This window comes from Citrobacter sp. wls757, assembly GCF_005280935.1.
In the GTDB taxonomy this organism is placed as follows: domain Bacteria; phylum Pseudomonadota; class Gammaproteobacteria; order Enterobacterales; family Enterobacteriaceae; genus Citrobacter; species Citrobacter portucalensis.
In genome coordinates, this window is sequence record NZ_SZWU01000068.1 from 1 (window position 1) to 2,320 (window position 2,320).

Consider the following 2,320-nt stretch of genomic DNA (forward strand, 5'->3'; position numbering starts at 1 on the left):
AATCACCTTCACAGCATCAGCCATTGCGTAGCCGAGATTGCCGCCGTCGCTTTGTGCTGCTGCTTTGCTGAGTATTTCGCTTATCTGGAGCAGGCGATCGAGTGATACAGGACCGTGCGCCGGGTGGTTAGTTTTCATGGGTTAGTCCGTCCAGTAAGTAAGTTCTTCCGCCAGGCGGTCATCTGCTTCGGCTTGGTTAGGGATATCAGCATCGGTTTCTATGCTGGCTCCGGCAAAATCACGAGCACAAGCTTTGCGGTGTTTACGATTGCCCATGCCCCATTCTGGATTTTTAAGCTCTTTGTTCCATGCCCGTAGCATGAGTTTCATTGGTGATTTTGACATCTCATTCCCCCTTCACGCCAATGCCAGCGGTGCTCTCAAGTAATTCGTCAGCGGCCTGAATTTCAGGATGTTCGTCATAATCAGGCAGGTAACGACGGGCTACAGCTGCAAGGCTGTTTAGCACCTTGCGGTGTTCTGCAATGCAATTCTCTGCTGCTTCCAGCTCATCCAGCAGCCCCAGCACGGTCAAAGGAGTGGCGATGGCAACGAATCTCTTATTGGCCTCGATGCCTTTTGTGTAACGCTTGATGATGCCCAGCTCGTGCGCATCAGTTGCTAATTGGCTCAGCGCCTGTTTATCGATTGTCATACAGGCATTCTCCCCACGATATCTATAACCCGGCGCATAACTGCACTTCCCCGAAAATCTGTAGGTAACTCAATCAGAGGCTTACTCGAACCGTATGAGAATCGCTGGAGATCGAAATCAATCACCGCCTTCTGGTCCCTGAACAAACCAAGACGACCGTAACGAATTAGTTCGCCGCGTTCGGCTGCTACGCGGAAATACTTCTCAGCAGTCTGACGATGCAGCGACAACATCTGTGATGCCTCGCTAACGGTTAAACGACCGCGGATTTTCACCTCTTCGATGATCACTCTGATAAGTGCCGCCTGCTCTTCTGGTGTATTTGGCCTTGACATGCTTACCCCCTGAATCCTGTTGGGATGGTTTTATCTGGCTCAGAAATGCGGTTCACATCCCTGCCCGATTTGCGGTCGTTGAGAGCGAACTTCGGTTTGAACAGTCCCTGGTATCCGTTGGCAATACTGGTGTTGATCACATCAACGGGATCGTGACCTTCGTCCAGGCAGGCCTTCAGCAGGCTGAAAGCCTTGATGACGGTCAGCTCGGTTTTAATGGACTTGCCTGACTGCTGGCGATATGTGACCCATTCTTTCCACGACGCAGCATTCAGCCATTCGGGAAGCTCGACATCCAGCGGGTTGAATTTTGCAGACCTATATTTTTTTGCAGATTCAGAACCGCCGATGATCAGAACGCCCTGTTCAGTACGCCTTACGATGTCGCTACGGCGTAACACGCATATGCCCATCTCAACTGCGCCAAGTTTCAGTAGAGATTTTTGGCGTGGGGAATTTCGATCAAGCTCGATACCACACCGAGTCCCATGTCCATCAGTCACGACGATATCAACCCTCCCTTCACGCCCATCGCCGCGTTCAGGAACCGGATACTCACGGTGAACATCCAATCCGACAGCTTGCAACGTGGCGATCGCAGAAGCGTGAAATTCCGATGCCGAACCGCCCAATAATTTCCCTTCAAGTAGTCCAGCAACGTAATCCCGAAAAGCCCTTCCAGATGGGAAGGGTTTGGGTTGGGTTAGATCTGTATTTATATTTGTATTTGGAAGAATGTCTTTGGTGTTCCCTGTTTTCAGGGATACCTCTCCCTGTTTTTGGGGATGGTTATCCCCGTTTTCAGGGATGCTTGAATGGGTAAAATTGCTATCCCTGAATTCAGGGATGGTAATAACCCATGTGACAACTTCAGCAGCAGGAAACACCGCTGGACACTTCATGCAATTTGGCTTGGTATACGCCCATTTATCCAGGCTGGTATTTATCCCTATGTATCTGGTTTGCCCAATGCGGCGCAGGATGATGATGTTCCGATAGGCAAGGCTCAACACGGCCTCAGAGACGTGCTTCACCTTCAGCGTCGTTTTATCTGCAATGAGGCTATTGGCGATGCGGTCCGAACTCTTAGACCAGCCATAGGTCAGACGAACGATAGCATTCAGCACCCGAAACTCACGCCCGGATAGTTCGACGATACACAGGGCATCCTGAATCTGGTTGGCCAGGCGCAAATAGCCTTTCTCCAGATCAGCCATGCTGCTCTCCTGTTTTCCCTGCTGTGTGGGGAATTTGAATATTTCAGCGGTATTTGACATACTGTTCTCCGCAATTACGTCCCGTTTTTGCACCTGAAGGCCGTTGGTGTTCG

The 2,320-nt window shown here is 50.7% G+C and carries 3 protein-coding genes and 2 pseudogenes; all 5 read right to left on the reverse strand.

Going from position 1 to position 2,320, the window contains the following annotated elements; all coding sequences use genetic code 11:
- Window positions 1-141: 141 nt before the first annotated feature.
- A complete protein-coding gene (locus tag FDW94_RS18805; RefSeq protein WP_016236991.1) occupies window positions 142-345 on the reverse strand; it encodes a hypothetical protein in 204 nt (67 codons plus the stop codon).
- Between the two features lies 1 nt (window position 346).
- Complete coding sequence (locus FDW94_RS18810) at window positions 347-655, reverse strand: ead/Ea22-like family protein (RefSeq protein WP_137378076.1); 309 nt, start codon at window positions 653-655, stop codon at window positions 347-349.
- Window positions 652-990: a DUF977 family protein gene (locus FDW94_RS18815; protein ID WP_137378077.1), complete on the reverse strand. Its 339-nt coding sequence runs from the start codon at window positions 988-990 to the stop codon at window positions 652-654. The genes FDW94_RS18810 and FDW94_RS18815 overlap by 4 nt, the downstream gene beginning before the upstream one ends.
- A 2-nt stretch (window positions 991-992) precedes the next feature.
- Window positions 993-1,301, reverse strand: a pseudogene (locus FDW94_RS24520) (hypothetical protein); the annotation flags it as partial.
- A gap of 390 nt (window positions 1,302-1,691) precedes the next feature.
- Window positions 1,692-2,267: pseudogene (locus tag FDW94_RS24525) on the reverse strand (replication protein); the annotation flags it as partial.
- Between the last annotated feature and the right edge of the window lie 53 nt (window positions 2,268-2,320).